Origin of the sequence: Agromyces sp. G08B096 (assembly GCF_040267705.1) — a bacterium.
GTDB lineage: Bacteria > Actinomycetota > Actinomycetes > Actinomycetales > Microbacteriaceae > Agromyces.
Genome location: NZ_CP158374.1, coordinates 2,071,047 through 2,096,640, shown reverse-complemented (window position 1 = coordinate 2,096,640; position 25,594 = coordinate 2,071,047). Strand labels below are relative to the sequence as shown.

Annotated in this window: 24 protein-coding genes; 20 read left to right on the top strand and 4 right to left on the bottom strand. The window is 71.7% G+C overall.

The features are described 5' to 3' along the window. Positions 1 to 69: 69 nt before the first annotated feature. Both ABIQ69_RS10135 and ABIQ69_RS10130 read right to left on the bottom strand, forming a co-directional pair. Positions 70 to 1,410 (bottom strand): extracellular solute-binding protein, encoded by a 1,341-nt coding sequence (locus ABIQ69_RS10135; RefSeq protein ID WP_350346997.1) that lies wholly within the window; start codon positions 1,408 to 1,410, stop codon positions 70 to 72. Positions 1,411 to 1,494: 84 nt separating this feature from the next. After that, positions 1,495 to 2,733, bottom strand: coding sequence for an ROK family transcriptional regulator (locus tag ABIQ69_RS10130; protein WP_350346996.1), 1,239 nt, complete (start codon positions 2,731 to 2,733; stop codon positions 1,495 to 1,497). 166 nt (positions 2,734 to 2,899) lie between these two features. Between ABIQ69_RS10130 and ABIQ69_RS10125 the strand changes: the two genes are divergently transcribed. From ABIQ69_RS10125 to dapF, 10 genes are all read left to right on the top strand, one after another. Beyond that, on the top strand, positions 2,900 to 5,821 hold the full coding sequence (locus ABIQ69_RS10125) for a DNA translocase FtsK (RefSeq protein ID WP_350346995.1): 2,922 nt from the start codon (positions 2,900 to 2,902) through the stop codon (positions 5,819 to 5,821). Between the two features lie 21 nt (positions 5,822 to 5,842). Beyond that, on the top strand, positions 5,843 to 6,442 hold the full coding sequence (gene pgsA, locus ABIQ69_RS10120) for a CDP-diacylglycerol--glycerol-3-phosphate 3-phosphatidyltransferase (RefSeq protein ID WP_350346994.1): 600 nt from the start codon (positions 5,843 to 5,845) through the stop codon (positions 6,440 to 6,442). An 8-nt stretch (positions 6,443 to 6,450) separates the two neighbouring features. Next, the gene (locus tag ABIQ69_RS10115) at positions 6,451 to 6,993 is read left to right on the top strand and encodes a CinA family protein (protein ID WP_350346993.1); all 543 of its coding nucleotides are present in this window, start codon (positions 6,451 to 6,453) and stop codon (positions 6,991 to 6,993) included. A 132-nt stretch (positions 6,994 to 7,125) separates the two neighbouring features. Next, positions 7,126 to 7,437: a helix-turn-helix transcriptional regulator gene (locus tag ABIQ69_RS10110; protein WP_350346992.1), complete on the top strand. Its 312-nt coding sequence runs from the start codon at positions 7,126 to 7,128 to the stop codon at positions 7,435 to 7,437. A gap of 67 nt (positions 7,438 to 7,504) precedes the next feature. Continuing rightward, positions 7,505 to 7,738 (top strand): DUF3046 domain-containing protein, encoded by a 234-nt coding sequence (locus ABIQ69_RS10105; RefSeq protein WP_350346991.1) that lies wholly within the window; start codon positions 7,505 to 7,507, stop codon positions 7,736 to 7,738. Between the two features lie 270 nt (positions 7,739 to 8,008). Next, on the top strand, positions 8,009 to 9,079 hold the full coding sequence (recA, locus tag ABIQ69_RS10100; protein WP_350346990.1) for a recombinase RecA: 1,071 nt from the start codon (positions 8,009 to 8,011) through the stop codon (positions 9,077 to 9,079). 44 nt (positions 9,080 to 9,123) lie between these two features. Next, entirely contained in the window at positions 9,124 to 9,921 is a 798-nt protein-coding gene (locus ABIQ69_RS10095) for a regulatory protein RecX (protein WP_350346989.1), read from the top strand. A gap of 12 nt (positions 9,922 to 9,933) precedes the next feature. Beyond that, positions 9,934 to 11,523: a tRNA (N6-isopentenyl adenosine(37)-C2)-methylthiotransferase MiaB gene (miaB, locus tag ABIQ69_RS10090; RefSeq protein WP_350346988.1), complete on the top strand. Its 1,590-nt coding sequence runs from the start codon at positions 9,934 to 9,936 to the stop codon at positions 11,521 to 11,523. A 1-nt stretch (position 11,524) separates the two neighbouring features. Continuing rightward, the gene (gene miaA / locus ABIQ69_RS10085) at positions 11,525 to 12,445 is read left to right on the top strand and encodes a tRNA (adenosine(37)-N6)-dimethylallyltransferase MiaA (RefSeq protein WP_350346987.1); all 921 of its coding nucleotides are present in this window, start codon (positions 11,525 to 11,527) and stop codon (positions 12,443 to 12,445) included. 5 nt (positions 12,446 to 12,450) lie between these two features. Further along, positions 12,451 to 13,332: a diaminopimelate epimerase gene (gene dapF, locus ABIQ69_RS10080; protein WP_350346986.1), complete on the top strand. Its 882-nt coding sequence runs from the start codon at positions 12,451 to 12,453 to the stop codon at positions 13,330 to 13,332. Here the strand turns inward: dapF and ABIQ69_RS10075 are convergent. Next, on the bottom strand, positions 13,319 to 13,927 hold the full coding sequence (locus ABIQ69_RS10075) for a methyltransferase (protein ID WP_350346985.1): 609 nt from the start codon (positions 13,925 to 13,927) through the stop codon (positions 13,319 to 13,321). The genes dapF and ABIQ69_RS10075 overlap by 14 nt on opposite strands. 42 nt (positions 13,928 to 13,969) lie before the next feature. Here ABIQ69_RS10075 and hflX point away from each other — a divergent pair, with 42 nt between their 5' ends. The 4 genes from hflX to ABIQ69_RS10055 all read left to right on the top strand — a co-directional run bounded on the left by hflX (position 13,970) and on the right by ABIQ69_RS10055 (position 20,053). Beyond that, complete coding sequence (gene hflX / locus ABIQ69_RS10070) at positions 13,970 to 15,505, top strand: GTPase HflX (protein ID WP_350346984.1); 1,536 nt, start codon at positions 13,970 to 13,972, stop codon at positions 15,503 to 15,505. A gap of 240 nt (positions 15,506 to 15,745) precedes the next feature. Then, entirely contained in the window at positions 15,746 to 16,792 is a 1,047-nt protein-coding gene (locus ABIQ69_RS10065; protein WP_350346983.1) for a methylenetetrahydrofolate reductase, read from the top strand. Beyond that, positions 16,789 to 19,125, top strand: a complete 2,337-nt coding sequence (metE, locus tag ABIQ69_RS10060) for a 5-methyltetrahydropteroyltriglutamate--homocysteine S-methyltransferase (RefSeq protein ID WP_350346982.1) — start codon at positions 16,789 to 16,791, stop codon at positions 19,123 to 19,125. Before ABIQ69_RS10065 ends, metE begins: the two co-directional genes overlap by 4 nt. A 154-nt stretch (positions 19,126 to 19,279) precedes the next feature. Beyond that, positions 19,280 to 20,053, top strand: a complete 774-nt coding sequence (locus ABIQ69_RS10055; RefSeq protein WP_350346981.1) for an alpha/beta hydrolase — start codon at positions 19,280 to 19,282, stop codon at positions 20,051 to 20,053. A gap of 28 nt (positions 20,054 to 20,081) precedes the next feature. Here ABIQ69_RS10055 and lexA read toward each other — a convergent pair whose 3' ends face one another. After that, a complete protein-coding gene (lexA, locus tag ABIQ69_RS10050; RefSeq protein WP_350350003.1) occupies positions 20,082 to 20,759 on the bottom strand; it encodes a transcriptional repressor LexA in 678 nt (225 codons plus the stop codon). Between the two features lie 251 nt (positions 20,760 to 21,010). On the opposite strand from lexA, the gene ABIQ69_RS10045 reads away from it, so the two are divergent. From ABIQ69_RS10045 to ABIQ69_RS10020, 6 genes are all read left to right on the top strand, one after another. After that, positions 21,011 to 21,382, top strand: a complete 372-nt coding sequence (locus tag ABIQ69_RS10045) for a LysM peptidoglycan-binding domain-containing protein (RefSeq protein WP_350346980.1) — start codon at positions 21,011 to 21,013, stop codon at positions 21,380 to 21,382. 152 nt (positions 21,383 to 21,534) lie between these two features. Further along, entirely contained in the window at positions 21,535 to 22,620 is a 1,086-nt protein-coding gene (locus ABIQ69_RS10040) for a histidinol-phosphate transaminase (RefSeq protein WP_350346979.1), read from the top strand. A gap of 34 nt (positions 22,621 to 22,654) precedes the next feature. After that, positions 22,655 to 23,269 (top strand): imidazoleglycerol-phosphate dehydratase HisB, encoded by a 615-nt coding sequence (gene hisB / locus ABIQ69_RS10035; protein WP_350346978.1) that lies wholly within the window; start codon positions 22,655 to 22,657, stop codon positions 23,267 to 23,269. Beyond that, positions 23,266 to 23,901 (top strand): imidazole glycerol phosphate synthase subunit HisH, encoded by a 636-nt coding sequence (gene hisH, locus ABIQ69_RS10030; protein ID WP_350346977.1) that lies wholly within the window; start codon positions 23,266 to 23,268, stop codon positions 23,899 to 23,901. Before hisB ends, hisH begins: the two co-directional genes overlap by 4 nt. Before the next feature lie 119 nt (positions 23,902 to 24,020). Further along, positions 24,021 to 24,767, top strand: coding sequence for a bifunctional 1-(5-phosphoribosyl)-5-((5-phosphoribosylamino)methylideneamino)imidazole-4-carboxamide isomerase/phosphoribosylanthranilate isomerase PriA (priA, locus tag ABIQ69_RS10025; RefSeq protein WP_350346976.1), 747 nt, complete (start codon positions 24,021 to 24,023; stop codon positions 24,765 to 24,767). Continuing rightward, positions 24,751 to 25,587, top strand: coding sequence for an SseB family protein (locus ABIQ69_RS10020; protein ID WP_350346975.1), 837 nt, complete (start codon positions 24,751 to 24,753; stop codon positions 25,585 to 25,587). The genes priA and ABIQ69_RS10020 overlap by 17 nt, the downstream gene beginning before the upstream one ends. Positions 25,588 to 25,594: the final 7 nt, after the last annotated feature.

Here is a 25,594-nt window from a genome sequence, read left to right as displayed (position 1 = left end):
CGAGGACCCCGATCCCGGGCGCGCTGACCGCCCTCCGCGGGTGCCTGGAGGAGCGCGGTCACGGTGCGCCTAGTCCTGCACGTGCTCTTCGCCGACGATCTTGACCAGCGCCTCGTCGTAGGCCGCTGCGGCTTCCTCCGGCGTCTGCTGGCCGGTCATGACGGCCTCCATCGCGACCATGATCTCGTTCGACACCTGCGGATAGTCGCTCGTGGCCGGGCGGAAGTGGGTGTACTGCACGAGGTCGGAGAAGAACCCGAAGGTCGGGTTCGCCTCGAGGTATTCGGGATCGGTCGACACGTCGTCGCGCACGGCGATCTGGCTGTTCGCGATGTCGTAGCTCTGCGAGTTCTCCTTGTTCAGCGCCATGGCGATGAACTCCCACGCGGCATCCTTGTTGTCCGACTGCGCGCCCATGGCGAGCGTCCAGCCGCCCGACATGCTGGTGACGCCCGGCTCGCCGCCGTCCTGCGTGGGCATGGGCGCCTGACCCATGACCTCGTTCCACTCGGGCCACGGCACGTTGCCGTTCTCGAGCCAGGTTCCGCTCAGCCACGACCCGTCGAGGTTGATGGCGAGCTTGCCCTGCGGCAGCCATTCGCCGGCGACCGTGTTGCCGACGTTCGTGTCGAGCGCCTGCTCCGGCGTGGGCCCGAGACCGCCCTGGTAGAGGTCGGCGATGAACTGCAGCGAGTCGACGAAGCCCTGCGAGCCGACGATCCACTTCTGGGTCTCGGTGTCGTAGAGCGTGTCCTCGGTCCCGTACAGCAGCATCTCGAAGCCCTGCATGACGGATGCCTCGCCCTGCGGCTTGCCCGAGTACACGTTCAGCGGGATCACGTCGGGCTGGCTGGCCTTGACCGCCTCGGCGGCCTCCAGGACGTCGGCCCAGATCTTGGGCTGCCACGGGACCTCGACGCCCGCGGCGGCGAGGATGTCCGTGTTGTACCAGAGGGCGCGCGTGTCGGTGCCCATCGAGACGCCGTAGATCTTGCCGTCGTCACCGGCGCCGGCCTGGCGGGCGTTCTCGGGGAACTGCTCCCAGTCCTCCCACTCCGCGACGTACTCGTCGAGGGGAGCGAGGTAGCCGGCCTCCGCATCGGACTTGATCATGAAGGTGTCCTCGTACATCACGTCGGGCGCGGTCGAGGGCGCCTTGTTCATGAGCGCGAGCTTGGTGAAGTAGTCGTTCTGCTGGGCTTCGATCGGGACGAGCTTGACGGTGATGCCCTCGTTGGCGGCCTCGTACTCCTCCTTGACCGATTTCATCAGCTCGTCGAGCTGGATGAAGTTGCCGAACTTCTGGTAGGCGACGGTGATCTCGTCATCGCCGCCATCGGTGGAGCTGCAGCCGGCGAGTGCGCCGACGGCGAGGGCGACGGCCGCGGCCGCGGGAATGACGCGGTTCATGAATGCTCCTTTGCCTCATGGCGCCGGTCGTCTCCGGTGGCGGCCGCGCGCTGCGGTTACTCAATCATTTTGATTTAGTAACTGTCAAGAGGTCACGGAGTCGAGGTCGAGACCCGCCGAAGCGGGCGGGATCAGCAGTGAGGACGGGCGCGGGGAGAGCGCGTGATCGAGCACGAGGCAGGCCGCACCCACCGCCGCGACATCCTCGCCGAGGGCGGATTCGGCGAACGAGAGCTCACGCACCGACACGAGCGCGGGGGAGGCGCGCACGGCATCGGGGACGCGGTCGAGCAGATACGAGGAGACCGGATGCCAGAACGGCCCGCCGAACACCACGTGGTCGAGGTCGAGCAGGTTCACGACGGTGACGAGCGCCGTCGCGATCCCATCGGCCGCCTCGTCGAGCACCGCCCGCGCCCCGCGGTCGCCCGCGTCCGCGCGCGCGGCGAGCGCCGCGAACCGGGCCAGGACGTCGGCCGCCTCCGCCTCGGACTCTGGCCCGCGGGCGTCGCCGACCAACCGCCACGGCAAGACCGTGTTGCCGAGGCATCCGCGTCGCCCGCACGAGCATTCCGTGGTGCCGCCGACGAGGAGGTGCCCAGAGTCGCCGGCATTGCCGCTCGCGCCGCGCAGCACCTCGCCGTCCACCACGAGGCCCATACCGGTGCCCGTGCCGTAGTAGAAGAAGGCGAACGCGCGTCCCGCGCCGTCCGGATCGGTCCAGCGTTCGCCGACCGCGGCGGCCGTGACGTCCTTCTCGAACAGCACGGGAAGCCCGAGGCGCTCGATCAGGAGGTCGCGGAGCGGCACGTCGTGCCACCCCGGCATGAGCGGCGGGTTCAGCACGATGCCGCGCTCGGCATCGATCGGCCCCGGCGTCGCGACGCCGACGCCGAGCAGCCGGTCGCGCGCGACGCCGGAACGGGCGAGCAGGTCGCCCACGGAGTCGACGATCGTCGCGATCGCGGCCATCGGATCGACAGGGGCGAGCGCGCGGGCGTGCTCGACCACGCCGCCCGCGAGATCGAGCAGCACCGTGGTGATCACCGAGGGATCCAGCTGCACGCCGATCGCGTACCGGCCCTGGGCGCGCAGGCGCAGCAGGGTCCGCGGCTTCCCGATCTGGCCCGCGGTCGTGCCCGCCTCCTCGACGAGGCCCTCGGTGAGCAGGCGGCGACTCGCGTTCGTGATCGTCTGCGCGGACAGGCCGGTGCTCGCCGCGATCTCCACCCGGCTCACGCCGTCGGGCGCCCGGCGGATCGCATCGAGCACGACCGCCTGGTTGTAACCGCCAATCGCCGGCAGGTTCGTTCCGGAGTGCATCGCATCCTCCTTGAGCGTCCGGCGGACCCGAGTGAGTTCACTATATGACCGCGGTTCCGCGTGATCCGGCGCTCCCGCACCCCGCGGTCGTCGTCGGACACCCCAGTTCGAGGCATCCCGCGTCGCCTCCGGCCGAGTGACGGATGCGCCCGCTAGCGTGGTCCGCATGGCAACGAGCACCAGGTCGAGCGGGCGCGCCTCCGGCGCCTCCGCGCGCGGCTCGTCGCGCACCGCGCCCACGAAGAAGCTTCCGGCGTCCGCGACGAAGTCGGCCGCGAAGTCCGGTTCCGCGTCGGCGGCGCATGAGGGGCCGAACCTCCTCGTCCGAGCGTGGATGGGGCTCGCGCACGTCGTCGGCGCCGGCGCGCGGGCGCTCGGCCCCGAGACGCTCGCGAAGGAGGAGCGGCGCGACGGGCTGCCGTTCTTCATCGTCGTGCTTGCGGTCGCCGGGGCGGTCGTCGAGTGGTTCTTCATCAACGAGCCGGTCGCGCAGTCGCTCGACGCGTGGACGTTCGGCATGCTGTTCGGCCGCGTCGCGTTCGCGCTGCCCGTCGTGATGCTGCTGTTCGCGGTCTGGCTGTTCCGGCATCCGAGCTCCGTCCACGACAACACGCGCGTCGGCATCGGGCTCGCACTGCTCCTCGTCTCCGTGTCGGCGCTCTGCCACATCTTCGGCGGACAGCCCGAGCCGAGCGAGGGCATGCCCGTGCTCGCCCGCGCCGGCGGCATCCTCGGCTGGATGCTGGCCCAGCCGCTCATCCTGCTGATCACCCCGGCGGGCGCCACCGCCGTCGTGATCGTGCTGGCGGCCCTGTCGCTGCTCATCATGACCAAGACGCCGCCGAACCGCATCGGCGCGCGATTCCGCGAGCTGTACACGTGGCTCTTCGGCGCCGTCGACGAAGCGCCGGCCGAGACGGTCGAGCCCGCGACCAAGCGGAAGCGGTCGCGTGCCGAGAAGACCGAGCAGGTCGAGCTCGACGGGCTCGACGGCGACGCCGACGAGGCCGCCGGTGGGATGCTGCCGTGGTGGCGGCGCAACGCGACCAACCGCGAAGAAGACCCTGCATTCGAGGCCGCCGGAGTCGACGGCCTCACCGAGGTGTTCGGCGCCGGATCGGCCGACGGCAGCTTCGAGTCCGCGCTCGAAGGACAGGGCGGCCCCGACGCGTACGGCACCGAGGTGCTCGGAGCCCTCGAGGGCGCCGAGTCGGCGCTGCAGAACTTCACCGGCGAGACGCCGCGCGGCGGCACCGGCCTCCGCGGCGACGACGCCGGGGCAACGGGCGTGCTCGGCGGCTTCGACGAGTTCGGGCCGGCCGACGCGGCCGCCGTGGCGGGCCAGCCGACGCTCGACGACCCGGCGGCCTTCGCCGAGGCCGAGCCCGACCAGCCCGAGCGGCCCTACCATCTGCCGTCCGCGTCGACGCTGGCCGCCGGCGCGCCAGCCAAGGCGCGTTCGGCCGTCAACGACGAGGTCGTCCGGCAGATCACCGGCGTGCTCGACCAGTTCGGCGTCGACGCGAAAGTGACCGGGTTCTCCCGCGGACCGACGGTGACGCAGTACGAGATCGAGCTCGGACCCGGCGTGAAGGTCGAACGCGTGACGGCGCTGTCGAAGAACCTCGCCTATGCGGTCGCCTCCAACGAGGTGCGGATCCTCTCGCCGATCCCCGGCAAGTCGGCGATCGGCGTCGAGATCCCGAACGCCGACCGAGAGATCGTCACGCTCGGCGACGTGCTGCGCTCAGGCGCCGCGTCGGGTGCGAAACACCCCATGACCATCGGCGTCGGCAAGGACGTCGGCGGCGGCTACGTCGTGGCGAACCTCGCGAAGATGCCGCACCTCCTCGTCGCGGGCTCCACCGGCTCGGGCAAGTCGAGCTTCGTGAACTCGATGATCACGAGCCTGCTCATGCGTGCGAAGCCGTCCGAGGTGCGCATGGTGCTCATCGACCCGAAGCGGGTCGAACTCGCGCCCTACGGCGGCGTGCCGCACCTCATCACCCCCATCATCACGAACCCCAAGAAGGCCGCGGAGGCGCTGCAGTGGGTCGTGAAGGAAATGGACATGCGGTACGACGACCTCGCGTCGTTCGGGTTCCGCCACATCGACGACTTCAACAAGGCCGTCGTGAACGACGAGATCGTCCTGCCGGCCGGGTCGGAGCGGAAACTCAAGCCCTACCCGTACCTCCTCGTCGTCGTCGACGAGCTCGCCGACCTCATGATGGTCGCACCGCGAGACGTCGAGGACTCCATCGTCCGCATCACCCAGCTCGCCCGTGCGTCGGGCATCCACCTCGTGCTCGCGACCCAGCGCCCCTCGGTCGACGTCGTCACCGGCCTCATCAAGGCTAACGTGCCGTCGCGGCTGGCGTTCGCCGTGACGAGCGTCACCGACTCGCGGGTCATCCTCGACCAGCCCGGAGCCGACAAGCTCATCGGCCAGGGCGACGGGCTGTTCCTGCCGATGGGCGCGTCCAAGCCCATCCGCGTGCAGGGCGCCTGGGTGAGCGAGGGCGAGATCGAACGCGTCGTCGGCCACGTGACCAGGCAGGCGCGCCCGGAGTATCGGCAGGACGTCGCCGCCGCCGTGGAGAAGAAGGAGATCGACGCCGACATCGGCGACGACCTCGAGCTCCTGCTCGCCGCGGCGGAGCTCATCGTCTCGAGCCAGTTCGGCTCGACGTCGATGCTGCAGCGGAAGCTGCGCGTCGGCTTCGCGAAGGCCGGCCGGCTCATGGACCTGCTGGAATCGCGCGAGGTCGTGGGCCCGTCCGAGGGCTCCAAGGCGCGCGACGTGCTCGTGACGGTCGAGCAGCTTCCGGCTGTGCTCGCGCGCATCCGCGGCGAGGAGCCGGCACGGCCCGCCGGGGCCCCGCCCGCGGCGCCCGCAGCCGCCGCGTCCGCCGGTCCCGCCGGTACGTCCGCTGCCGCAGCCGACACGGCGTCGCCGCGACCGGCGCCGGGCTACGACGCCGACGACCGGTACGACGACGACCCGGTCGGCCGGATCCCCGAGGGCCTCGAAGAGGTCGAGGCCGAGCCCGACGAGGACGCCTGGGGGCTCACCGGACGCGACTGAGCGACCGGTATCCTTGGCGGCATGACCTCCTCCGCCGGGACTCCAGCACGCTCGGCGAATTGGAATCTGCCCAACGCCATCACTGTGGTGCGGATCCTGCTCGCGCCGGCGTTCTTCTGGCTCCTGCTCGCCGACGGCGGCGAGGGCGGTCTGCTGCGCTGGCTCGCGACCGCGCTCTTCGTGCTCGCCATCTCCACCGACTGGGTCGACGGCTACCTGGCTCGCAGCCGCGGACTCGTGACCGATCTCGGCAAGCTCCTCGACCCCATCGCCGACAAACTCCTGACGAGCGGGGCGCTCGTGTGCCTGTCGATCCTCGGCGAGGTGCCGTGGTGGGTGACCGGGCTCATCGTCGTGCGCGAGGTCGGCATCACCGTCTGGCGCTTCATCGAGCTGGGCCGGGGCAACGTCGTGCCGGCCTCGGTGGGCGGCAAGCTCAAGACCGTCGTCCAGTCCGTCGCCATCTCGTTCGCCCTGGCTCCGCTGCCGCTGCTCATCGGCGAGTGGATGGCGTGGGTGAACGCGGTGCTGATGGCGGCGGCCCTCGTGCTCACCGTCTGGTCGGGACTGCTGTACGTCCGCGACGCGATCCGGCTGGCGCGCGAACGCCGGGCGGCATGAGCGCGGCCATGCCCGGCCCGGATGAGGCCGGCCCCGGCGAGACCGGCCGGACCCCGGCCGCACGCCTCGTCGCCGCCCTGGCGGAGCGCGGCCTGACGATCGCGGTCGCCGAGTCGCTGACCGGCGGCCTACTCACCGCGGAGCTCGTCACCGTGCCCGGGGCATCCGCGGTCCTGACCGGCGGTGTCGTCGCCTACGCGACGCCGCTGAAGCACCGCCTGCTCGGCGTCGATGAGCAGCTCCTGGCCGAACGCGGAGCCGTCGACGCCGACGTCGCCCGGCAGATGGCCGACGGGGTGCGGCGCGCCTGCGCGGTCGAGGGACGGCCCTCCGACCTCGGGATCGCGACCACCGGGGTCGCCGGTCCCGACCCGCAGGACGGCCACCCGCCGGGCACCGTCCACCTGGGCATCGCCTCGCCGCGGGGCATCCGATCGGTCGCCTTGCGGCTCGCGGGCGACCGCGCGTCGATCCGCCGTGCGAGCGTCGACGCGGCGATCGCCGAGACGCTCGCGGAGCTCGCCGGAGCGACCGCCCCGACCGCGGAATAGGCTGCGTGAATTCGCGGTTACAGTCGTCGGGTTCACACGGAAAGTCCAGTGTGCAACGCTAGAGTCGAGACACGGAAACAGGGGTTAGACTGACCCTCCCGTTTTCGGCTCCCGTGAGTGAAGGAGGTTCCGATGGTTCTGGTTCGACAGGAGATCGGCGACGTGCTGAGGGACTTCCGACTGCAGAAGGGCCGCACCCTTCGACAGGTCGCGAGCAAGGCGAGTGTCGCCCTCGGGTACCTGAGCGAGGTGGAGCGCGGCCAGAAAGAGGCCTCGAGCGAGATCCTGGCTTCGGTCGCCGAGGCGCTCGACACGCCGATCTCGGTGATCATGCACGAGGTCGGCGACCGCATCGCGGTGCTCGAGGGGCTCACCCCGGTGGTGCCCGACAGTCTGCCCGACGAGCTCGTCGCAGAGTTCGACGCGGACATGATGGTCCGCTGACCACCACACGATCTGAACACGCCGGCCGGTCGGAAGACCGGCCGGCGTCGTGTTCGGGAGGGCACGGATGAAGCTCAGCGAGTTCCACCTCGCCATGGACGAGGAGTTCGGCGCCGGGTACGCCGGCGTGCTCATGCAGGATCTGACGCTCGAGGCCCTCGGCGGCCGGACGCCCCGCGAAGCGCTGAGCTCCGGCGTCGCGCCGCGGGACGTCTGGCTCGCGATCTGCGAGGCGACGGATGTCCCGCAGGCGCGTCGACACGGGGTCGGGCAACGGCAGCCCGGATCGGCGTCACGCTGACGCGCGCCGAAGACGTGTTCGACACGCCGTCGATGCTTCGAACATGCGTTCGGTCGGTGGCGTAGGCTCCTGCACAACGGATGCCACGGCGGCACCATCCACATCCCGGGAGGAATCCCGGCCGATGTCGGTGGCCGGCCATACGGTCGGAGCTGTCGGAAGCATCCCGCAACCGCCTTGTCGTGAGCGTGTCGGATCGTGTCGAAACACATGGCCCGTCGTGCCGGCGACAGCCTAGAGGCAGCCGTACCAGCACTGAAGGAGCCAGCAATGCCATCACCCGCAGACCGCGAGAAAGCCCTCGAGACCGCGCTCGCCCAGATCGACCGCCAGTTCGGCAAGGGCTCCGTCATGCGCCTCGGCAGCGAGGAGCGCGCACCGGTCGAAATCATCCCGACCGGCTCGATCGCCCTCGACGTCGCGCTCGGCGTCGGCGGCCTTCCCCGCGGACGCATCATCGAGATCTACGGTCCGGAGTCCTCCGGCAAGACCACGCTCACCCTCCACGCGATCGCCAACGTGCAGCGCGCGGGCGGCATCGCCGCCTTCATCGACGCGGAGCACGCCCTCGACCCCGACTACGCCAAGAAGCTCGGCGTCGACATCGACTCGCTCCTCGTCTCCCAGCCCGACACGGGCGAGCAGGCGCTCGAGATCGCCGACATGCTGGTGCGCTCGGGCTCGATCGACCTCGTCGTGATCGACTCCGTGGCGGCGCTCGTGCCGCGTGCGGAGATCGAGGGCGAGATGGGCGACTCCCACGTCGGTCTCCAGGCCCGCCTCATGTCGCAGGCGCTGCGGAAGCTCACGGGTGGCCTCAATCAGACCAAGACCACCGCGATCTTCATCAACCAGCTGCGCGAGAAGATCGGGGTGTTCTTCGGCAGCCCCGAGACCACCGCGGGCGGCAAGGCGCTGAAGTTCTACGCGTCGGTGCGCCTCGACATCCGCCGGATCGAGACCCTGAAGGACGGCACCGAGGCGGTCGGAAACCGCACGCGCGTGAAGGTCGTGAAGAACAAGATGGCGCCGCCCTTCAAGCAGGCCGAGTTCGACATCCTGTTCGGCGTCGGCATCTCGCGCGAGGGCTCGCTCATCGACTACGGAGTCGACCAGGGCATCGTGAAGAAGTCTGGCGCGTGGTACACCTACGACGGCGACCAGCTCGGCCAGGGCAAGGAGAACGCGCGGAACTTCCTGCTGCAGAACCCCGACATCGCGGCCGACATCGAGCAGAAGATCCTCGTGAAGCTCGGCATCGGCGCCGCGGGCGCGTCGGCCGCGCAGCAGCAGGCCGCGTCGAACGTGGAGTCGCTCGACGCCAAGCGCCGCGGGGCCTGAGCGCCGCCAGCGCACCATCCAGGAGACCGGGGAGAGGAGCATCCGTGCACGAGCGTTCGAACGAGGATGCCCTCGCCCCGGTCACCTATCTGCCCTGGGCGACGCCCGGGGTCGACGCGGGAGCGGGGGACGTCCGCCGCCCTCGATCGACGGCGCGCGCCGGAGACGACGCGGCGGTGTCCGAGTCGGGCTCCGAGCCAGGTGCACAGGCCGGCGGCCGGCCTGGCGCCGACGCGCGCGGCGCGCATCCATCGCGGGGGAGCCGGCGCGGCCTCCGCTCGGCGAGCGTGCGCGGCGTTCGCACCGACGACGACTCCGAGGCCGCAGACGAGACGGGGGCCGAGCGCGACGCACGGATCGACCGGCTGGTCGTGGGTCGCCTCCGGCGCTCATCGCTGTCGGTCGCGGAGGTGCGCTCCGTACTCGCCGAACACGGCCTCGACGAGGCGGAGATCGAGGAGTGGATCGAGCGCTACGAGCGTCTCGGCTACCTCGACGACGTCCGGCTCGCCGAGCAGCTCGTGCACACGAACGCGGCGCGGCGCGGCAAGGGCAGCGGCGCGATCCTCGCCGAACTCGGACGACGCGGCGTCGACCCCGCCGCCGCGCGTGCCGCCGTAGAGGAGCTCGATCCCGAACTCGAGCGCGAGAACGCCCTGCAGGTCGCCAGGCGCCGGTCGCGCCAACTCGCCGGACTCGACCGGCGGGTGGCCGAGCGGCGCCTGTCCGCCTTCCTCCAGCGCCGCGGATACACCGGGGAAGTCATCCGCGAGGCCGTCGCGGATGCCCTCGTGGGCGACGCCGAAGCCGACGAAATGGGTCGTGGCGGCGAACCCTCGTAGACTGGGGCGATCATGAGCACCCTCCGAGAGGCCTCGTCGGTCGAGGTCAGCGACGCCGCGCCCCGCACCTACGAGGTGCGCACGTTCGGCTGTCAGATGAACGTGCACGACTCCGAGCGGCTGTCCGGGTCGCTCGAAGCCGCCGGGTACGTGCCGGCCAACGGCGCCGAGCCCGACGTCGTCGTGATCAACACCTGCGCCGTCCGCGAGAACGCCGACAACAAGCTCTACGGCAACCTCGGCCACCTCGCCGGAGTCAAGCGCCGCCACGCCGGGATGCAGATCGCAGTCGGCGGATGCCTCGCCCAGAAGGACAAGAACGTCATCCTCGAGAAGGCGCCCTGGGTCGACGTGGTGTTCGGCACGCACAACATGGGCTCGCTGCCGAGCCTGCTCGAACGTGCCCGGCACAACGACGAAGCGCAGCTCGAGATCCTCGACGCGCTCGAGGTCTTCCCCTCGACGCTCCCGACCAAGCGCGACTCGAGCTACAGCGGGTGGGTCTCCATCTCCGTCGGCTGCAACAACACCTGCACCTTCTGCATCGTGCCGTCGCTGCGCGGCAAGGAGAAGGACCGTCGACCGGGCGACATCCTCGCCGAGATCCAGGCACTCGTCGACGACGGGGCCATCGAGGTCACCCTCCTCGGCCAGAACGTCAACTCCTACGGCGTCGAGTTCGGCGACCGCCACGCGTTCGGCAAGCTCCTCCGCGCTGCCGGGCAGATCGACGGTCTCGAACGCATCCGGTTCACGAGCCCGCACCCCGCGGCGTTCACCGATGACGTCATCGACGCGATGGCGGAGACGCCGAACGTCATGCCGCAGCTGCACATGCCGCTGCAGTCCGGCTCCGACCGGGTGCTCAAGGCGATGCGGCGGTCGTACCGCTCCGAGAAGTTCCTCGGCATCCTCGACCGCGTGCGGGCGAAGATTCCGAACGCCGCGATCTCGACCGACATCATCGTCGGGTTCCCCGGCGAGACGGAGGAGGACTTCCAGGAGACGCTCCGCGTGGTCGAGGCCGCCCGATTCGCCTCCGCGTTCACCTTCCAGTACTCCATCCGCCCGGGCACGCCTGCGGCGACGATGGAGGACCAGGTGCCGAAGGAGGTCGTGCAGGAGCGGTACGACCGGCTCATCGCCCTGCAGGAGCGCATCTCGTGGGAGGAGAACCAGCGGCTCGTCGGGCGCCGGGTCGAGGTGCTGGTCTCGACCGGAGAGGGCAAGAAGGACGCCGAGACCCACCGACTGAGCGGCCGGGCCGAAGACAGCCGACTCGTCCACTTCGAGGTGCCCGCGGGCTCCGAGCTTCCCCGCCCGGGTGACGTCGTCTCGGTCGCCATCACCCAGGCCGCGCCCTTCCACCTCCTCGCCGACTCGGTCGACGGCGCCCCGCTCGCGATCCGCCGCACCCGCGCCGGCGACGCGTGGGACCGCCAGCAGGCCGACAGCTGCGGCGTGCCCGCGTCCGGCTCCGCCGGCTCCGCGCCCGGCCGCGTTTCGCTCGGTCTGCCGTCGCTCCGGGTCGCGCGCGAGCCGCTGGTCGCCCCCGGCGTGGGCACCATGCCGATCTACGACCCCACCGACGCCCAGCGCTGACGTGACCCTCCTCGCGATCGTCGGCGCCACGGGCACCGGCAAGTCGGCCTTCGCGCTCGACCTCGCCGACGCGCTCGCGGGCGCCGGCCGGCACGCCGAGGTCGTGAACGCCGACGCTATGCAGCTCTACCGCGGCATGGATATCGGCACCGCCAAGCTCCCGCTCGGCGAACGACGAGGCGTGCCCCACCACCTGCTCGACGTCCTCGACGTCACGGAGGAGGCCTCCGCGGCCGCCTACCAGCCGCCGGCGAGGGCGGAGATCGAGCGGATCGAGGCATCCGGCGGCGTCGCACTGCTCGTCGGCGGGTCTGGGCTCTACGTCTCGAGCGTCATCCACGACTTCCGGTTCCCCGGGACGGATCCCGTGATCCGGTCTCGCCTCGAGGTCGAGCTCGCCGAGCTCGGGCCCGGTCTGCTGCACGCACGGCTGCGGGGCATCGATCCCGAGACCGCCGCGAGCGTCGATGCCGCGAACGGGCGCCGGATCGTCCGCGCGCTCGAGGTGATCGAGCTCACCGGGGAGCCGAAGGCGGCTCGCCTCCCCGATGAGCCGACGCCCTGGCGTCCGCACCGGGTCATCCACCTCCGCAGCGAGCGGGCGACGCTGGTGGAGCGCCTCGACCGCCGTGTCGAGACGATGTGGCGCGACGGGCTCGTCGACGAGGTCGCAGGCCTCCTTCCGGCAGGCATCGAACGCGGAGTGACCGCCCGCAAGGCGATCGGCTACGCGCAGGCGCTGGCCGAGCTGCACGGGCGGATGACCCGTGCCGACGCGATCGCGGAGACGCAGCAACTCACCCGCACCTATGCCAGGAGGCAGGTCGGCTGGTTCAAGCGGTACCCCGACCAGGTCGTCGTCGATGCCGACGACCCCGGCGCCCGGACGGCCGAGCTCGCCCGCCTGGCGGCCATAGACTGAGCCGCATGCCGTTCGATCTGAGGTTCACCAAGGGGCAGGGCACCGGCAACGACTTCGTGCTGTTCGCCGACCCCGAGGGGGACACCGAGCTCACGCCCGCCCAGATCGCCGCGGTGTGCGACCGCCGGTTCGGCGTCGGCGCCGACGGCGTGATCCGCGCGGTGCGCTCGGCGAACCTCGACGCGGGAGCCGCCGCGCTGGCTGAGGACGCGTCCGCCGTCTGGTTCATGGACTACTGGAACGCGGACGGCACCGTGTCGGAGATGTGCGGCAACGGAATCCGCGTCTACACGTCGTTCCTGCTCGACCAGGGCTTCGCCGAGCTTCCGCCGGGCGGCGAGCTCGCGATCGGCACCCGGGCGGGCGTGAAGCGCGTCTCGCGGGCAGCGGGCGGCTTCCAGGCAGACCTCGGCGTCTGGTGCCTCGACGGCACGGAACCCCTGGTCCGCGCGAAGAACCTGCCGGTCGCCCGGCCGGGCCTCGGCATCGACGTCGGCAACCCGCACGTCGTCGTCGCCCTCGCCGACGACGCCGAGCTCGAGGGGCTCGACCTCGGCTACGTCCCCGTGCTCGACCCCGAGCCGGCCGCGGGCGCCAACATCGAGTTCGTGGTGCCCGCCGAGCCGCTCGTCGAAGACGGGGTGGGTCGCATCCGCATGCGGGTGCACGAGCGCGGCTCCGGCGAGACGTTGTCGTGCGGCACCGGGGCCGTGGCGTCGGCGCTCGCCGTGCGGCACTGGGCGGGTGCCGGCGCGCCGAACGACTGGCGCGTGCAGGTGCCGGGCGGGGTGCTGGGCGTCCGCGTGTTCCGCGCCGAAGACGGGGAGCATGTCGCCCTCTCCGGGCCGGCCGAGCTCGTCTTCGACGGCGTGCTCAGTCTCGCGTGACCTCGATCACCCGGAACCCCTTCGACGACTCGACGCGGGCCACCGCGTAGCCGTCGGCGAACTCGCCGGCCAGCCAGCGCTCGAACGAGTCGGCGCCGAGGTGCTTCTGCACGACGAGGAACGCCGAACCGCCGGGCTCCAAGCGGGGCAGCCACTCGCGCATGAGGCCGTGGAGGACCGCTTTGCCGACCCGGATCGGCGGGTTCGACCAGATCGCCGCGAACGAGACGTCGGCGGGAACATCCGCCGCGGTCACGGCGTTGACGTTCGAGAGGCCCAGGCGGGCGGCGTTGCGGCGCACCAGGTCGAGGGCGCGCTCGTTGACGTCGAGCGCCCACACCGAGGCATCCGGCGAGGCCATCGCGAGTTCGAGCGCGATGGGTCCCCAGCCGGTGCCGAGGTCGAGCAGGTGGCCGGTGGCCGGCGGCTCGGGCACGGTGTCGAGCAGCACGCGGGTGCCCCCGTCGAGGTGATCGGGGCTGAACACCGCGGGCGCGGTGACCACGACGACCTCGCGTCCGCCGAGCTCCACCCGGATCTCCCGAAGGGCTCCGGGCGCGGCGGGGCTCGACGAGAAGTAGTGATCCTGGGGCATACGGGGAACCTATCGCACCATTCCGAAGTAGGCTGGAGAGCAATGAACGACGCCGAACACGAGACCGCCGACGACGCCGTCGACCGCGTCCTCCGGAACGCCGAGAGCCGTGCCGGCGTCTCGCGCTTCGGCGCCGCAGCCGCGACCTCGATCCAGAAGCACGAGACCGACGCACCCGAATGGGATGCCTCCGCCGACGGCGAGCAGTACGACCGCGAGGAGCGCGCGGCGCTTCGCCGCGTCGGCGGGCTGTCGACCGAACTCGAGGATGTCACCGAGGTCGAGTACCGGCAGCTGCGACTCGAGAACGTCGTGCTGATCGGCGTCTACGCCCAGGGCTCGCTCGAAGACGCGGAGAACTCGCTGCGCGAGCTCGCCGCACTGGCCGAGACCGCTGGCGCGCGCGTCCTCGACGGCGTGCTCCAGCGCCGGCCGCACCCCGACCCGTCCACCTATCTCGGCCGCGGCAAGGTCGAGGAGCTCCGCCACATCGTGGCGTCGCTCGGCGCAGACACCGTCGTCGCCGACACCGAACTCGCACCCAGCCAGCGGCGTGCGCTCGAGGACGCGGTGAAGGTGAAGGTCATCGACCGCACGGCCGTCATCCTCGACATCTTCAGCCAGCACGCCAAGAGCCGCGAGGGCAAGGCCCAGGTCGAGCTCGCGCAGCTCGAGTACCTGCTCCCGCGCCTCCGTGGCTGGGGTGAGTCGATGTCGCGCCAGGCCGGTGGCCAGGTCGGCAGCGGCGGTGCCGGCATGGGCAGCCGAGGCCCCGGTGAGACGAAGATCGAGCTCGACCGCCGCCGCATCCACTCGCGCATGGCGAAGCTGCGCAAGCAGATCGTCGGCATGAAGCCGGCGCGCGAGGCCAAGCGCGCGAACCGCCGTCGCAACGCGGTGCCGTCGGTCGCGATCGCCGGGTACACGAACGCCGGGAAGTCCAGCCTGCTGAACCGCATCACGGGCGCCGGCGTGCTCGTCGAGAACGCCCTCTTCGCGACCCTCGATGCGACCGTCCGCCGCAACACCACGGCCGACGGGCGCGTGTACACGATCGCCGACACCGTCGGGTTCGTCCGCAATCTGCCGCACCAGCTCGTCGAGGCGTTCCGCTCGACGCTCGAGGAGGTCGGCGACGCCGACCTGATCGTGCACGTCGTCGATGCCGCCCACCCCGACCCGGCGGGCCAGATCGCGACGGTCCGCGACGTCATCGGCGAGGTCGGGGCGCGCGACATCCCAGAGCTCGTCGTCTTCAACAAGGCCGATCTCGTGACCGCCGAAGACCGTCTGGTGCTGCAGGGCCTCGAACCGAACGCCGTGTTCGCGTCCGCGCGCACCGGCGAGGGCGTGGCCGACGTGCTCGCCGCCATCGGCCGGATGCTTCCCGACCCCGCGGTCGAGATCGACCTGCTCGTGCCCTACGACCGCGGCGACGTGGTGTCGACGCTGCACGAGACCGGACGAGTGCTCTCCGTGGACTACGTCGAGGACGGCACTCGCATCGTGGCGCTCGCCTCGCCCGAGCTCGCCGCCCAGCTGGCCGAGTTCACGGCATCCGCGACGGCCCTGGCGTAGCTCGCTCGAGGCGGCCGAGCGCAGCGCTCGAGGCATCCGTCACCCGCCGTCACAATGCTCGTCGCGCGCGTCGCGACGGCGTATCGTCGCTCCTGATCGACGGCGGCGGGCCGGATGCCCACCGCCAGGAGCGACCGCCGAGCCCGGCACCCGCCCGCGAGACCGACCCGCCGTGACGGCCGGGTCGCGCGGCCTGCCGCGCGGCCACCGCCCCGGCGGCAGGAGTCCGGCAGGAGCGACATGGCAGCGAGCGACACCGACGGCGGCGACTGTCGTCCGCCGATCTCGTTCGAGCTCTTCCCGCCGCGGACGGATGCCGCGGCGCTCGCCCTCGGCCGCACCATCGACCGGCTCGCCGAAGCGAAGCCGGCGTTCATCTCCGTGACGTTCGGTGCCGGCGGCTCGTCGCGGGAGCGGTCGCTGACCGTGCTGCGGTACATGCTCGAGCACACCGACGTGGAGCCCATGGCGCACCTGACCTGCGTCGGCTCCTCCCACGCGGAGGCGAACCGGCTCGTGCGGGAGTTCCTCGACGCGGGCGTGACGAGCTTCCTGGCGCTCCGCGGCGATCCGCCGGCGGGGGCCGACCCCGACGCAGGCATCGGCGACCTCGGCAGCGCCGCGGAGCTCGTCCAGCTCATCCACCGGGTGCAGGAGGAGCGCGAGCCGTTCGGACAGGTCGGCATCCCGGGTCTGCCGGGCGTCTCCGAGATCCGCGATCGGCCCCGACCGGAGCGCGTCGCGGTCGCGGCCTTCCCGACGGGACATCCGCGCTCCCGCACCCTCGGTCAAGACGTCGACGCGCTGCTCGCCAAAGAGGTCGCGGGTGCGAATCTCGCGATCACCCAGCTGTTCTGGCATGCCGACGACTACCTCGGCTTCGTCGAGCGGGCCCGAGCCGCGGGCGTGACGATCCCCATCCTGCCGGGCATCATGCCCGTGACGACCCCGGCCAGGCTCGCCCGGCTCACGCAGCTGACCGGCGTGGAACCGCCAGCGCAGCTCGCCATCGACCTCGAGATCGAGCCCGACCCCGAGGCGCAGGCCGAGCTCGGGGTCCGGTACGCGGCCGAGCTCGCCGATGGCGTGCTCGCTGGCGGGGCGCCCGGCCTCCACCTGTACACCTTCAACCGCCACGAGGCCGTGCTCAGCGTGCTCGACCGCATCGGCCTCGCGCACACCGGCACCCGTACCCCCCTCGACCACCCGGCGGCCGCCGGGTCGACGACCGTCCACGACCCCCGGCCGAGCCGGAACGCCCACGAGAGGAACACCACGAAGCGATGACCCACTCCGCCTTCCCCACCGGGACCATCCTCGGCTACCCGCGAATCGGCCGCCGCCGCGAACTGAAGCGCGCGGTCGAGGCCTTCTGGTCGGGTTCGATCGACGCGGCCGAGCTCGAGACGCGCGCCGCAGCGCTGCGCGCCGACACGCGCGCCCGTCTCGCCGAGCTCGGCCTCGGACGGACCGACTCCGCCATCCCCGAGTCGTTCTCCTACTACGACCAGGTGCTCGACGCGGCCGTTGCGGTCGGGGCGGTCCCGGCGCGCTTCTCCCGCCTCGTCGGAGCGGACGGGCAGGTCGACCTCGCCGGGTACTTCACCATCGCCCGCGGCGAGGGGGAGGACGCCCCGCTGGAGATGACCAAGTGGTTCGACTCGAACTACCACTACCTGGTGCCCGAGATCGGCCCCGAGACCGACTTCTCCGCGCACGGAGAGCGACTCGTCGCGCAGGTCGAGGAGGCGCGCGCGGCCGGCTACCTCACGAGGCCCGTCCTCGTCGGTCCGGTGACCTTCCTGGCGCTCGCGAAGCCCGTCGACGGCGCGCCGGAGGGCTTCCGTCCGCTCGACCGCCTCGCCGACCTGGTGCCGGTGTACGCCGAACTGCTCGCCGACCTCGCCCGGGCCGGCGCGGAGTGGGTCCAGCTCGACGAGCCCGCGCTCGTCAGCGAGAGCCTCGAGGACGCCCCCGAGCGCATCGTCGAGGCCGTCGCCGCGGCGTACGACCGGCTCGGCGCAGCCGAGGACCGGCCGGCGCTCTTCGTGGCCGCCCCCTACTGCGCCCTCGGCGACGCGCTGCCCGCGCTCGCCGCCACGCCGGTCGAGGCGATCGGCCTCGACCTGGTGAAGGGCACCGTGCCCGAGCGGCTCGACCCGGCGACGGAGGAGTCCCTCGCCGCGAAGACGCTGGTGGCGGGCGTCGTCGACGGCCACAACATCTGGCGCGGCGACCTCGCCGCCGCCTTCGACCGTGCCTCGGCGCTCGCGAACCTCTCGGGCAGCGTCGCCGTCTCGAGTTCCACCTCGCTCTTCCACGTGCCGCACGACGTCGCCGACGAGACGAAGCTCGACCAGCGCCTGGTCGGCTGGCTCGCCTTCGCCGACCAGAAGGTGGCGCAGATCGCCACGCTCGCCCGAGGATTGACTGAGGGTCGCGACGCCATCGCCGGCGAGCTCGACGCGGCGACGACCGCCCTTGCCGACCGTGCGGAGGCGCCCGGCGTCCGCGTGCCCGCCGTCCGTGAGCGGCTGTCGGCGCTCGGCGAGGCGGACTTCGCGCGTGCGGATTACGACGCGCGCGTCGCCGCGCAGGCCTCGCTCGAGCTGCCCGAGCTGCCCACCACGACGATCGGCTCCTTCCCGCAGACCGGAGACATCCGCCGGGCCCGGGCACGCCTCACGAAGGGCGAGCTCACCGAAGCGGAGTACACCGCCGAGATGCGGGCCGAGATCGAACGGGTCATCCGCCTGCAGGAGGAGCTCGGCCTCGACGTGCTCGTCCACGGTGAGCCCGAGCGGAACGACATGGTGCAGTACTTCGCCGAGCTGCTCGACGGCTTCGCCGTCACCGAGCACGGCTGGGTGCAGTCGTACGGTTCCCGGTGCACGCGGCCCTCGCTGCTGTGGGGGGATGTCTCGCGCCCCGAGCCGATGACGGTCGGCTGGTCGACGTACGCCCAGTCGCTGACCGACAAGCCCGTGAAGGGCATGCTGACCGGCCCCGTGACGATCCTCGCGTGGTCGTTCGTGCGCGACGACCAGCCGCTCGGCGACACCGCCCGGCAGGTCGCGCTGGCGCTCCGCGACGAGATCGCCGACCTCGAGGCATCCGGCATCCGCGTCATCCAGGTCGACGAGCCGGCGCTGCGGGAGCTCCTGCCGCTGAAGCGCGCGGACCAGCCCGCATACCTCGACTGGTCGGTGGGCTCGTTCCGGCTCGCGACGGGCGGCGCGGCGGCGGCGACGCAGGTGCACACGCACCTCTGCTACTCCGAGTTCGGCGTCGTGATCGACGCGATCCGCAACCTCGACGCCGACGTCACCTCGATCGAGGCCGCGCGCAGCCGGATGGAGGTCGTCGACGACATCGCCGCGAGCGGCTTCGATCACGGCATCGGGCCGGGCGTCTACGACATCCACTCGCCGCGTGTGCCGAGCGTCGAGGAGGTCCGCTCGCTCCTCGAGCGGGCCGTGGCGGAGATCCCGGCATCGCGGCTGTGGGTGAACCCCGACTGCGGGCTGAAGACCCGCGGCTACGAGGAGACGGTCGCCTCGCTCGAGCACATCATCGAGGCGACGCGAGCGGTACGCGCCGAGGTCGCGGTCACCGCCTGACGGACTCGTCTCGCCCTCCTGAGACGACGGACGGGGTGCCGCGCCGATCGTGCGGCACCCCGTTTCCGTCTCCGACGCCGGAATCCGGATGCCTCACACGGCCTTCACCGGACGCTGGGGGCGGGCGCCCAGGTGCGGCGGCTAGCGTCGTCGCATGCAGCTCGCCGTCACCGAATCCGGCAGCGGTCCCCGGACCGCGATCCTCATCCACGGCATCATGTCGGACTCGCGCGCCTGGCACCGCGTCACGGCCGAACTGGAGGCGCACGAGTTCCGGGTGCTGGCCGTCGACCTGGCAGGGCACGGCCGAAGCCCGCGGGCGAAGCGCTACTCTCCCGCCGGATGGGCCGACGACGTCGTCGAGACGCTCGAGCCGCTGCTGGATGCCGCCCCGGACGTCGTCATGGGCCACTCGCTCGGCGGGCTCGTGGCGAGCCTCGTCGCCGACCGATTGGCGCCGCGCGCGGCCATCTACATCGACCCCGCGTTCTCGTTCCCGACGGGTCTCCGGGGTCTCGCCTTCAAGCTCTTCTTCGCGGTCGCTCCGCGGCCGCGCCGCTCGGCGCTCGTGAAGATGAACCCGAAGTGGCACGCCGACGACGTCGAGATCGAGCTCGCGACGCTCCGCGACTGGGACAAGCGCACCATCCTCGGCTTCTCCGACACCACGCGGCTGGTGCCGCCCGCGCGACTCGTGGCGCCGAGCCTCGTGCTCCTCGCCGAGAAGAGCCTGCTCATCACCGGCGACGTGGCCGCCCGGCTCCGCGGGCAGGGGATGACCGTCGAGACCGTGCAGGGGACGGGCCACACCGTGTTCCGCGATGATCACGCCGGCTTCATGTCGGCCGTCATCGGCTGGCTGAAGGCGCTGCCGATGCCGGCGCCGTCGGCCGGGGCGTTCGCGACGGCGGGCTCGACCGCGGACTGATCCCGGGGAGCGCGCAGGCGACCGGGGCTCAGACCGTCCGCAGGACCGCGACGACCTTGCCCAGCACCTCGGCGGCGTCGCCCAGAATGGGTTCGAACGCGGTGTTCCGGGGCAGCAGCCAGGTGTGGCCGTCGCGCTGGCGGAAGACCTTCACGGTCGCCTCGCCGTCGAGCATGGCGGCGACGATCTCGCCGTTCTCGGCCGTCTTCTGCGAGCGGACGACCACCCAGTCGCCGTCGCAGATGGCCGCGTCGATCATCGAATCGCCGACGACCTTGAGGATGAACAGCTCGCCCTTGCCGACGAGCTGACGGGGGAGCGGGAACACCTCGTCGATCTGCTGCTCGGCGGTGATCGGGACGCCGGCCGCGATGCGCCCGACGAGGGGGACCATCGCGGCGTCGGCGACCGGGGCCGCCGAGCCGGCGGGAGTGGCTCGTTCCTCGCTGCCGGGGAGCTCGATCAGCACCTCGAGGGCGCGCGGACGGTTGGGGTCTCGCCGCAGGTAGCCCGCAAGCTCGAGCTGGTTGAGCTGGTGCGTGACGCTCGAGAGCGAGGAGAGGCCGACCGCGTCGCCGATCTCGCGCATGCTCGGCGGGTAGCCGCGCTGCGCCACCGACCGCTGGATCACCTCGAGGATCGCCACCTGCTTGGCCGAGAGGCTCTTGCGGCGCCGCCCTGCGGCGGCCTCCCGCGTGCGGTCGATGTCGGTGCTCACGCTCTCGCCCCTCGTCGCGGCCGCCCGGCGGCCGATGTCGGTGGTGTCTGGTCGAATTCCAGTGACATTCGAAACTGTATCCGCCGCGCGCACGGGCGACAAACATCTGTTCGAGCGTGTCGCGCATTCGTGCGGGGGAGCGGGATGGACGCGGAGGGCTTGCAGATGTCGGTATTCGAAGATACATTCGGAACAGAGCTTCGCTTCCAGGTTCGGGCACGACACGTTCGGGAGGACCCATGGGCACCGCGACCACCATCGACCAGCTCGGCGTCATGCCCCGGGCCGAGTCCGAGCACCCCCGCACCCGACTCCGACTCACCCGTCGCGGCCGGGCCGTCTTCACGGCGCTGGCCGCGGTGCCGCTCGTCGTCTGGGCCGTCGCCGTCGTCCTAGGCTCCGGCGCGGCGGCGGCCGACGGGGCGCGCGGCGCGGCGGCTTCGCTCGAGACGGTCACAGTGGGCCACGGAGACACCCTCTGGGAGCTTGCGGTGTCGTTGGCGCCCGACGAAGACCCCCGCGAGGTCATCGCAGACATCCTGCGGATCAACGATCTCGACTCCGCCGTCGTCCAGCCCGGGCAGGAGCTCGCGCTGCCGGCATCCTTCTGACGCGGCCGTACCGCCCTCGGTGAGGCACCCGCACCGCCCTCGGTGAGGCACCCGGAATGATCCGTGGCGCGGGCGAGTCCCGCGCAGATCATCCGAGTCCACTCATGACGCCGCGGCGCGGCCGCGCCGCACCCCGCGGCTACCATGATCTGGTGACGAGTCTCGACGAACTCCCCATCCGAGACGACCTCCGCGGCAAGCAGCCCTACGGCGCGCCGCAGCAGGCCGTCCCCGTTGCGCTGAACGTCAACGAGAACACGCATCCGATCCCCGAGTCGGTCGCTCACGACATCGTCTCCCGGGTCGCGTCCGCGATCCTCGGGCTGAATCGGTATCCCGATCGCGAGTTCACCGAGCTGCGCACCGCCCTCGCGGCGTACCTCGGTCACGGGCTCGCCCCGGAGCAGATCTGGGCGGCCAACGGCTCGAACGAGGTGCTCCAGCACGTGCTGCAGGCCTTCGGCGGCCCGGGTCGCACAGCGCTGGGCTTCGCCCCGACGTATTCGATGTACGGCCTGCTCGCCGCGGGCACGGGCACCGCGTGGGTCACCGGTCCCCGCGACGCCGAGTACGAGCTCAGCCCGGCGACCGCCGTCGCCGCGGTCCGCGAGCACGACCCCGACGTCGTGCTGCTCTGCGCGCCGAACAACCCCACCGGGACGCCGCTTCCCCTCGAGACGATCGAAGCCGTCGCGGATGCCGCGCGCGGCATCGTGGTCGTCGACGAGGCGTACTTCGAGTTCGCCGATCCGGGTACGCCGAGTGCGGTGACGCTGCTGCCCGGCCGTCCCAGGCTGCTCGTCTCACGCACGATGAGCAAGGCGTTCGCGTTCGCCGGCGCGAGGGTCGGCTACCTCGCCGGCGACCCCGCGGCGATCGACGCGCTGCGGCTCGTCCGGCTGCCGTATCACCTGTCCGCACTCACGCAGGCCGCGGCGCTCGGCGCCCTCGCCCACGCCGACCAGATGCTCGCGATGGTCGACGAGATCCGAGCGCAGCGCGAGCGCATCTCGGCCGAGCTCGCGCGGCTCGGCTTCCGGCCGTACCGCAGCGGGTCGAACTTCGTCCTGTTCGACGGCGTCGACGACCCGCACGCCGTGTTCGAGGCGCTCCTCGCGCGAGGCATCCTGATCCGTGAGATCGGGCTCCCCGGAAGCCTTCGGGTGACCGCCGGCACCGAGACCGAGACGACGGCGTTCCTCGAGGCGATCGCGGGCTTCGCCCCCGCGCGCAGCTGAGAGCGCCGACGGACGACCCGAATAGGATGACCGCATGACCTCCTCGAACGCCCACCGGACCGCTCGCGTGCAGCGGGAGACGAGCGAGTCGAGCATCGATCTCTCGATCGACCTCGACGGCACGGGCACGAGCGATATCGAGACCGGGGTGCCGTTCTACGACCACCTGCTCACCGCATTCGCGAAGCACTCCCTCACCGACCTCACACTGCGCGCGCGGGGCGACATCGACATCGACGTCCACCACACCGTGGAGGATGTCGGCATCGCGCTGGGAACGGCGATCCGGCAGGCGCTCGGCGACAAGTCGGGCATCTCCCGGTACGGTGACGCGCTCGTGCCGCTCGACGAGGCACTCGCGCAGGCGGTGGTCGACATCTCGGGGCGGCCGTTCCTCGTGCACACGGGTGAGCCGTCCGGCTTCGAGTACCACCTCATCGGCGGTCACTTCACCGGATCGATGGTCCGGCACGTGTTCGAGGCGATCGCGTTCAACGCCGCGCTGACCGTGCATGTGACCGTGCTCGGCGGCCGCGACCCGCACCACATCGCCGAGGCGGAGTTCAAGGCGTTCGCCCGGGCGTTCCGGCAGGCGAAGGCCCTCGACCCCCTCGTCGTCGGCATCCCGTCGACCAAGGGCGCACTGTGAAGCGTCGGCGCGTCGTCGTGCTCGACTACGGCTCGGGCAACATCCACTCCGCGGCGAAGGCGCTGGAGCGGGCCGGTGCCGACGTCGAGGTCACGAGCGATCGAAAGGCGGCGCTCGAGGCCGACGGGCTCTTCGTCCCGGGCGTCGGCGCGTTCAAGGCCGTGATGGACCAGCTCCGGGCGGTGCGCGGCGACGAGCTCATCGACCGCCGGCTCGCCGGCGGCCGGCCGGTGCTCGGTGTTTGCGTCGGCATGCAGGTGTTCTTCGAGCGCGGTGTCGAACGGGGCGTCGACACCGAGGGGCTCGGCGAATGGCCGGGCGTGGTCACCGAGCTGCCCGCCGAGGTGCTGCCCCACATGGGCTGGAACACCGTGCAGCCCGACGAGGGCAGTGCGCTGTTCGCCGGGCTCGAGGAGGAGCGGTTCTACTTCGTGCACTCCTTCGCGGCGCAGCATTGGCACCTCGACGTCATCCCGCCGTTCCCGCAGCCGAAGCTCACCTGGGCCGAGCACGGCGGCCGGTTCCTCGCGGCGGTCGAGAACGGGCCGCTGTCGGCGACGCAGTTCCACCCGGAGAAGTCGTCGGAGGCCGGGATCCGGTTGCTGGCGAACTGGCTCGGCACCCTCGCGTGAGGCTCTGGGCCACCGCCCTCGCACGTCACGGTCAGGTCGCGGCGGTCGCGGGTGACTAGGATGCTGTGACTGTGCCGAACGCCGCGCGCATCGCGCGGTCTTCCGATTCGAGGACAGTGATGAGTGAGTTCAACAAGACCCCGAGGCTCGTGCTCCTGCCGGCCGTCGACGTCGCCGGCGGCAAGGCCGTCCGGCTGACGCAGGGCGAGGCCGGGACCGAGACCAGCTACGGGGACCCGGTCGACGCCGCGGTCGACTGGGCCGACCAGGGTGCGGAGTGGATCCACCTCGTCGACCTCGACGCCGCGTTCGGCCGCGGCTCCAACACGAGCGTGCTGAAGAAGGCGATCCGCCAGGTGCGCGGTGTCAACGTCGAGCTCTCGGGCGGCATCCGCGACGACGCGTCGCTCGAGCACGCGCTCGAGATCGGGGCGAAGCGCATCAACCTCGGCACCGCGGCGCTGGAGAACCCGGAGTGGGCAGCATCCGTCATCGCGCAGTACGGCGAGGCCATCGCCGTGGGGCTCGACGTGCGCGGCACGACGCTCGCGGCGCGCGGATGGACGAAGGAGGGCGGCGACCTCTGGCAGGTGATGGACCGCCTGGAGGAGGCCGGCGCCGCCCGGTACGTGGTCACCGACGTCACCAAGGACGGCACCCTGCAGGGGCCGAACCTCGACCTGCTGCGTCAGATCATGGACCGCACGCACCGCCCGGTCGTGGCTTCCGGCGGCGTCTCGAGCCTCGACGATATCGTCGCGCTCCGCGAACTCGTGCCGCTCGGCCTCGAGGGCGCGATCATCGGCAAGGCCCTCTACGCGGGCGCGTTCACGCTGCCCGAGGCGCTGGATGTCGCGTCCCACTGACGACGGTCCCTTCGACGGGCCGGATGCCGCTCCGGGCACCGGTTCTCCCGGCGGAGCCGCCGATTCGGCCGGCCGGCCGTGGGCCGGCCGCTCGTTCGAGCCGAATCCGCATGCAGCCGATGACGGCAGCGCGCCACCAGAGCTCGCCGCGGCGGTGCGCCGGTTCCGCTCCGGCGATGGCGGACAGGCGGACGTCGTGCAGGCCTTCGGCGGCTCGCGGCTGCTGATCCCGCTGCTTGCGGAACTCGGCGACGGCGGCACGGCGGTGGGCGAGCACGGGCTCGCGGTCGACAAGAGCCAGGAGCTGTCGATCGTCACGGTCGCCGGTCCCGACGGTCGGCGCGTGCTCCCCGTCTTCGCGTCCGTCGGGGCGATGTCGACGTGGAACCCGACGGCCCGCCCGGTGCCGGCCGACGGGGTCCGCGTCGCGCTCGCGGCCGCCGACGACGGCACCGACCTCGTCGTGCTCGACCCCGGGTCCGACGGCGAGTTCGTGCTGCGCCGCCCCGCGGTGTGGGCGGTCGCGCAGTCGCGTCCGTGGCGGCCGCCGTTCGAGGACGACGCGGTCATCGCGGCGTTCGAGCGGTCGATCTCATCCGAGCTCGCGGTCCTCGGCGTCGAACTGCTGCCGGGCGACCCGGACGCGCGGCTGGCCGGGCCCGAGCTGGTGGTGCGGTTGCAGCTGGTCGCCGGACTCACCCGCGAGGAGCTCGACGCGACGACGACCCGCCTCGCCAGGCGCTGGGCCGAGGACGACGTCATTGCCGCGGGCGTCGACTCCCTCGCGGTGAAGCTCGTCGGCGGGGCATCCGCACCTTGACCGGCAC

Coding starts and splice junctions, on each gene's coding strand:
- ABIQ69_RS10135 (WP_350346997.1), bottom strand. CDS start 1,410: ATGAACCGCGTCATTCCCGCGGCCGCGGCCGTCGCCCTCGCCGTCGGC.
- ABIQ69_RS10130 (WP_350346996.1), bottom strand. CDS start 2,733: ATGCACTCCGGAACGAACCTGCCGGCGATTGGCGGTTACAACCAGGCG.
- ABIQ69_RS10125 (WP_350346995.1), top strand. CDS start 2,900: ATGGCAACGAGCACCAGGTCGAGCGGGCGCGCCTCCGGCGCCTCCGCG.
- pgsA (WP_350346994.1), top strand. CDS start 5,843: ATGACCTCCTCCGCCGGGACTCCAGCACGCTCGGCGAATTGGAATCTG.
- ABIQ69_RS10115 (WP_350346993.1), top strand. CDS start 6,451: ATGCCCGGCCCGGATGAGGCCGGCCCCGGCGAGACCGGCCGGACCCCG.
- ABIQ69_RS10110 (WP_350346992.1), top strand. CDS start 7,126: ATGGTTCTGGTTCGACAGGAGATCGGCGACGTGCTGAGGGACTTCCGA.
- ABIQ69_RS10105 (WP_350346991.1), top strand. CDS start 7,505: ATGAAGCTCAGCGAGTTCCACCTCGCCATGGACGAGGAGTTCGGCGCC.
- recA (WP_350346990.1), top strand. CDS start 8,009: ATGCCATCACCCGCAGACCGCGAGAAAGCCCTCGAGACCGCGCTCGCC.
- miaB (WP_350346988.1), top strand. CDS start 9,934: ATGAGCACCCTCCGAGAGGCCTCGTCGGTCGAGGTCAGCGACGCCGCG.
- dapF (WP_350346986.1), top strand. CDS start 12,451: ATGCCGTTCGATCTGAGGTTCACCAAGGGGCAGGGCACCGGCAACGAC.
- ABIQ69_RS10075 (WP_350346985.1), bottom strand. CDS start 13,927: ATGCCCCAGGATCACTACTTCTCGTCGAGCCCCGCCGCGCCCGGAGCC.
- hflX (WP_350346984.1), top strand. CDS start 13,970: ATGAACGACGCCGAACACGAGACCGCCGACGACGCCGTCGACCGCGTC.
- ABIQ69_RS10065 (WP_350346983.1), top strand. CDS start 15,746: ATGGCAGCGAGCGACACCGACGGCGGCGACTGTCGTCCGCCGATCTCG.
- metE (WP_350346982.1), top strand. CDS start 16,789: ATGACCCACTCCGCCTTCCCCACCGGGACCATCCTCGGCTACCCGCGA.
- ABIQ69_RS10055 (WP_350346981.1), top strand. CDS start 19,280: ATGCAGCTCGCCGTCACCGAATCCGGCAGCGGTCCCCGGACCGCGATC.
- ABIQ69_RS10045 (WP_350346980.1), top strand. CDS start 21,011: ATGGGCACCGCGACCACCATCGACCAGCTCGGCGTCATGCCCCGGGCC.
- hisB (WP_350346978.1), top strand. CDS start 22,655: ATGACCTCCTCGAACGCCCACCGGACCGCTCGCGTGCAGCGGGAGACG.
- priA (WP_350346976.1), top strand. CDS start 24,021: ATGAGTGAGTTCAACAAGACCCCGAGGCTCGTGCTCCTGCCGGCCGTC.
- ABIQ69_RS10020 (WP_350346975.1), top strand. CDS start 24,751: ATGTCGCGTCCCACTGACGACGGTCCCTTCGACGGGCCGGATGCCGCT.